5 protein-coding genes are annotated in these 5,378 nt (G+C 72.7%); 1 reads left to right on the top strand and 4 read right to left on the bottom strand.

Annotated elements, in window-relative coordinates:
• Nucleotides 1-123: 123 nt before the first annotated feature.
• The 4 genes from ACZ7G1_RS37760 to yczE all read right to left on the bottom strand — a co-directional run bounded on the left by ACZ7G1_RS37760 (nt 124) and on the right by yczE (nt 3,690).
• Nucleotides 124-498 (bottom strand): RNA polymerase-binding protein RbpA, encoded by a 375-nt coding sequence (locus ACZ7G1_RS37760; protein WP_015032218.1) that lies wholly within the window; start codon nt 496-498, stop codon nt 124-126.
• 255 nt (nt 499-753) lie between these two features.
• Nucleotides 754-2,124 (bottom strand): MFS transporter, encoded by a 1,371-nt coding sequence (locus ACZ7G1_RS37765; RefSeq protein ID WP_470882545.1) that lies wholly within the window; start codon nt 2,122-2,124, stop codon nt 754-756.
• 40 nt (nt 2,125-2,164) lie between these two features.
• Nucleotides 2,165-2,929, bottom strand: a complete 765-nt coding sequence (locus ACZ7G1_RS37770) for a glycerophosphodiester phosphodiesterase (RefSeq protein WP_470882544.1) — start codon at nt 2,927-2,929, stop codon at nt 2,165-2,167.
• On the bottom strand, nt 2,926-3,690 hold the full coding sequence (gene yczE / locus ACZ7G1_RS37775) for a membrane protein YczE (RefSeq protein ID WP_470882542.1): 765 nt from the start codon (nt 3,688-3,690) through the stop codon (nt 2,926-2,928). Before yczE ends, ACZ7G1_RS37770 begins: the two co-directional genes overlap by 4 nt.
• 64 nt (nt 3,691-3,754) lie before the next feature.
• On the opposite strand from yczE, the gene ACZ7G1_RS37780 reads away from it, so the two are divergent.
• Complete coding sequence (locus tag ACZ7G1_RS37780) at nt 3,755-5,254, top strand: SCO1417 family PLP biosynthesis transcription factor (RefSeq protein WP_470882540.1); 1,500 nt, start codon at nt 3,755-3,757, stop codon at nt 5,252-5,254.
• The last annotated feature ends 124 nt before the right edge of the window (nt 5,255-5,378 follow it).

The following is a 5,378-nucleotide window of genomic DNA, read 5'->3' on the forward strand; positions in this document are numbered from 1 at the left end:
TCCGCCCCCCTGTCCCCCCCCCCCCCCGCCGCCCCCCCCCCCCCCCCCCCCCCCCCCCCCCCCCCCCCCCCCCCCCCCCCCCCCCCCCCCCCCCCCCCGCGGCGTTGTGCGACCGGTCGTCCGCTAGGCGGACTTGCGGCTGTCTCGCGGATGAACGGCGATGTTCATCGCGCCGGAGCGCAGGACGGCCAGCCTTTCGGCGAGGACCTCCTCCAGCTCCTCGCGCGTGCGCCGCTCCATGAGCATGTCCCAGTGCGTACGCGCAGGCTTGCCCTTCTTCTCCTCAGGTCCGTCCCCGTCCACCAGGAGTGCCTGGATTCCGCAGACCTTGCACTCCCACTCCGGCGGAATCTCCGCCTCGACCGAGAAGGGCATCTCAAAACGATGTCCCTTCTCGCATGCGTACTCCACCGCCTGGCGCGGGGCCAGATCGATGCCGCGGTCGGTCTCGTAGCTCGTCACCACGAGGCGCGTGCCGCGAAGAGCTCGCTCACTCATGAATCGTGCCTCCCGGGCTTGTCGCCCACAGGACAGGTGTCGCTGTCGTCGTTATCCGGTCAACGTCCGGTCGGCGGTAAAGATTCCCGTGCCGGGTCATGCGTCGCCCGTCGTGCCGCCCCTTGTTGTACCCACCAGTGCCCGTTTTGTCACATCTGACGGCAGATGTGACCCGGTGTCTTCACCAAAGCAGCACGCAGTAACGGTCCGCCTGGCAGGCCAAACGCGTACACTACCGCCCTTTCGATGCCACGTCTAAATACGGTCCGGTATCGGGTTCCCCGCGGCCTCCACCGCGCGCCGCACCGGCACCCGGGCGAGCAGCGCGAAACCGACCACGAAGAAGATCACCAGGGAGATGATGGCATCCCGATAGCTTCCGGTCAGCTGATAGGCGAGACCGAACACGAGCGGACCGAGCCAGCTGAGCCCCCGATCGCTCATCTCGTACGCCGAGAAGTACTCCGCCTCCTTGCCGCGCGGCACCAGGTGGGAGAAGAGCGAGCGCGACAGCGCCTGGCTGCCGCCCAGCACCAGGCCGATCGCCGCGGCCAGACAGTAGAAGAACACCGGCGCGTCGGCGGGCAGGAAGTAGCCGGCCACCAGGATCAGCGTCCAGACCGCGAGCGATCCCAGAATCGTCCGCTTGGCGCCGTACGACCGGGCGAGTCGCCCCATCCCGAGGGCGCCCGCCACCGCAAGCACCTGGACGAGCAGGACCGCCGTGATGAGCGTCGTCTGGTCGAGGCCCAGCTCCTCCGAGCCGAAGACCGAGGCCTGCGAGATCACCGTCTGCACGCCGTCGTTGTAGATCAGGTACGCGAGCAGGAAGGAGAGCGTCAGCGGGTGCCGGCGCATGTCCTTCAGGGTCGCCTTGAGCTGGCGCCAGCCGCTGCCGACCGCGCCCTCGCCGGCCACGCCGTGGCGCTCCGGACCGATCCGCCGGTCGCGGAGCCGCCGGAGCGGCACGAGGGTGAAGGCGCCCCACCACACGCCCGCCGAGGCCAGGCAGATCCGGACCGCCTCGCCCTCGGTCAGCCCGAACGACTCGTGCCCCGTGTACAGCACCAGGTTCAGGATCAGGACCAGCGCGCCGGAGGTGTAGCCGAAGGCCCAGCCGCGGGACGAGACCCCGTCCCGTTCCTCCGGCGTGGAGATCTGCGGCAGGTAGGCGTTGTAGAGCACCATCGACACCGACAGTGAGGCGTTGGCCACGATGAGCAGGAAGGCGCCGAACAGGTAGCGGTCGCCGTCCAGGAAGAACATCCCCGCCGTCGCGGTCGCGCCCAGGTACGCCGCTGCCGCCAGCAGCGGCTTCTTCCGGCCCGTGCGGTCCGCCGCCGCGCCCGCGAGCGGCATCACCAGGATGGCGACGACCAGCGAGGCGGACACGGCGTACGCGAACAGCGAGCCCGCCTTCACCGGTATGCCCAGCGGGTGCACGAAGCCCTCGGTGTCGGCCGCGGCCCGCGCCACCGACGTCAGGTACGGGCCGAGGAACACGGTGAGCACGCTCGTCGAGTAGACCGAGCACGCGAAGTCGTAGAAGTACCAGCCCCGCTGTTCGCGCCGCCGCTCGGCGGGGCCGGAGGCGTACTCCTCCGGCTCGATGGTGTCAGCGGTCACGGCCGTGCCCCCTCGTTCGTCCCCGTGGCCGGGACGCCGCTCAGACCCATGCCCCCCGTTCGGTGAGCACCTCGCGCAGCGTCTCCAGATGATCGGTCATGATGCCATCGACCCCCAGGTCGAGGAGAGAGTTCATCCTGGCCGGATCGTTCACGGTCCACACGTGGACCTGGAGCCCGCGCGCGTGCGCCTCCCGTACGAAGCGCCGGTCGACCACCGGGATCCCGCCCTGCCGCTCAGGGACCTGCGCCGCCACCGCCCCGGCCCGCAGCGCCGCCGGGATGCCGAGCGAGCGCAGCCGCAGCCCGATCACCCCCCGCACCCCGTACGAGGTGGCGAGCCGCGGCCCGGCCAGGCGTTGCGCCCGCGCCACCCGGGACTCGGTGAAGGAGCCCACGCAGACCCGGTCCCAGGCGCCGGTCCTGCGGATCAGGTCGATCAGCGGGGACAGCGCCGACTCGGACTTCAGGTCCACGTTCCAGCGGGCCTCGGGGAACTCCTCCAGGAGGTCGGCGAAGAGCGGCAGCGGCTCCACGCCGGCCACCCGGGCCTCCCGTACCGCCGCCCACGGCAGGTCGCGGATCCGGCCCGTGCCGTCCGTCACCCGGTCCAGGGTCGAGTCGTGGAAGGCCACGAGCTGCCCGTCGGACGTCGTGTGCACATCGGTCTCGAAGTAGCGGTAGCCCGCCGCGGCGGCCCGGCGGAAGGCGGCCGCGGTGTTCTCCAGGCCGTTCGCCGTGCCGCCGCGATGGGCGAACGCGAGGGGGGAGGGATGGTCGAGATAGGGGTGGGGTACGCGAGTCACGGCCGCAGTATGGCGTGTTCCGGTGTCGCCGGGGCGACCGCGGTGGGACCGTCGGCCGGTCCGGAGGTGGCGCCGGCGTGGCCGTCCGCCTGCCCGGAGGCGGGCTCGGCCGCCTGCTCGGGTACGGCGAACCAGCGCAGGAAGAACTGGGCGAGGGGCCCGATGGCGAGGGCGTAGAGGACCGTGCCCACGCCGACCGAGCCGCCGAGCAGGAAGCCGGTGGCGACCACGGCGATCTCGATCGCGGTCCGCACCAGCCGGATCGAGCGTCCGGTCAGCCGGTGCAGTCCCGTCATCAGGCCGTCGCGCGGGCCGGGGCCGAACCGGGCCGCGATGTAGAGCCCGGTCGCCATGCCGTTCAGGAGGATGCCGAGGACGAGCAGCGGGATCCGTCCGGTCAGGCCGTGGATCTCGGGGACCAGCACCAGGGCGCCGTCCATCGCCAGGCCGATCACCAAGACGTTGGAGACGGTGCCGAGCCCCGGCCGCTGCCGGATCGGGATCCACAGCAGCAGCACCAAGGCCCCGACGATGGTCGTCACCACCCCGATGGTCAGCCCGGACTTCTCCGCGAGGCCCTGGTGGAGGACGCCCCAGGGTTCGAGACCGAGCCCGCTGCGGACGAGGAGTGCCGAGCTGACCCCGTACAGCGTCAGTCCGGCGTAGAGCTGGACGAGCCGACGGGTGAGGTGCCGGCCGTGGAGGCCGGAGGCGATGGACAAGGGACTGCCCCCCAGGGTGGTGGTAGTGGACTGACTCATGACACTCTGTGGCGGGGGATCGAGCGCCAACCATGGCCAATTCGATGAAGGTGGACTGATTTCGATGGCTCAGTGGACTTCGGCGGTGGGGCCCGCGCAGCTCGCCCGGCAGCTTCAGGCGCAGCAGCCGCGGCCCGCGGGACCCGGCGCCCGCAAGCCGCCCGCCTACCGGGCGCTGGCCGACGGCATCCGCCTCCTCGTCCTCGAGGGCCGGGTACCGGTCGCCGCCCGGCTGCCCGCCGAGCGGGAACTCGCCCTCGCCCTGACCGTCAGCCGGACGACGGTGGCGGCGGCCTACGAAGCGCTGCGCGCCGAGGGCTTCCTGGAGTCGCGGCGGGGCGCCGGCAGCTGGACCGCCGTGCCGGCCGGGAACCCGCTGCCCGCGCGCGGCCTCGAACCGCTGCCGCCGGAGGCGCTCGGCTCCATGATCGACCTGGGCTGCGCGGCCCTCCCCGCGCCCGAGCCCTGGCTGACCAGGGGCGTCCAGGGCGCCCTGGAAGAGCTGCCGCCGTACGCCCACACGCACGGGGACTACCCGGCCGGCCTGCCCGCCCTGCGGCAGATGCTCGCCGACCGCTACACCGCCCGGGGCATCCCCACCATGCCCGAGCAGATCATGGTCACGACCGGCGCGATGGGCGCCATCGACGCCATCTGCCACCTCTTCGCGGGCCGTGGCGAGCGGATCGCCGTCGAGTCGCCCTCGTACGCCAACATCCTCCAGCTGATGCGGGAGGCCGGCGCCCGGCTCGTGCCCGTCGCCATGTCCGAGGGCCTCGGCAGCTGGGACCTGGGGCGCTGGCGCCAAGTGCTGCGCGATGCCGCGCCCCGCCTCGCGTACGTCGTCGCCGACTTCCACAACCCGACCGGCGCGCTGGCCGACGAGGACCAGCGGCGGCAGCTGGTGGAGGCGGCCCGCTCGGCCGGCACCGTCCTCGTCGTCGACGAGACCATGACCGAGCTCCACCTCGACGAGGACCTGGAGATGCCCCGGCCGGTCTGCGCCTTCGACCCGGCGGGATCCACCGTCCTCACCGTCGGCTCCGCCAGCAAGGCCTTCTGGGCCGGCATGCGGATCGGCTGGGTCCGGGCCGCGCCCGACGTGATCCGCTCCCTGGTCGCCGCGCGCGCGTACGCGGACCTCGGCACCCCCGTCCTCGAACAGCTGGGCGTGAACTGGCTCATGCGGACCGGCGGCTGGGAGGAGGCCGTCACCCTCCGCCGCGACCAGGCCCGCGAGAACCGGGACGCGCTCGTCGCCGCGGTCCGCCGGGAGCTCCCCGAGTGGGAGTTCGCCGTGCCGCGCGGCGGCCTGACCCTCTGGGTGCGCACCGGCGGCCTCTCCGGCTCCCGGCTCGCCGAGGCGGGCGAGCGGGTCGGCGTCCGCGTGCCCTCGGGCCCGAGGTTCGGCGTCGACGGGGCCTTCGAGGGCTTCATCCGCCTGCCCTTCACGGTCTCGGGACCCGTCGCCGACGAGGCCGCGGCCCGGCTCGCCGCCGCCGCGCGACTGGTCGAGTCGGGGGCGGTCGGGGGAGCGGAGTCACCCCGGTCGTTCGTGGCGTGAGACAGCGGTGACGAGGAGAGGCCGGTACGGACCTGGGGTGTTTCCGCGGTTCCCTCTCGTTGAGGGAGCCCCAGCAGCCCCGGGGGGGTGGGGGGTGCATGATAGGTGGCCTAAGCCCGATCCC

It is taken from the genome of Streptomyces sp. NPDC037273 (assembly GCF_055603625.1).

What these genes read in the sequence shown, in the direction of transcription:
- yczE (WP_470882542.1), bottom strand. Translation starts at nt 3,690, where the DNA reads ATGAGTCAGTCCACTACCACCACCCTGGGGGGCAGTCCCTTGTCCATC.
- ACZ7G1_RS37780 (WP_470882540.1), top strand. Translation starts at nt 3,755, where the DNA reads ATGGCTCAGTGGACTTCGGCGGTGGGGCCCGCGCAGCTCGCCCGGCAG.
- ACZ7G1_RS37760 (WP_015032218.1), bottom strand. Translation starts at nt 498, where the DNA reads ATGAGTGAGCGAGCTCTTCGCGGCACGCGCCTCGTGGTGACGAGCTAC.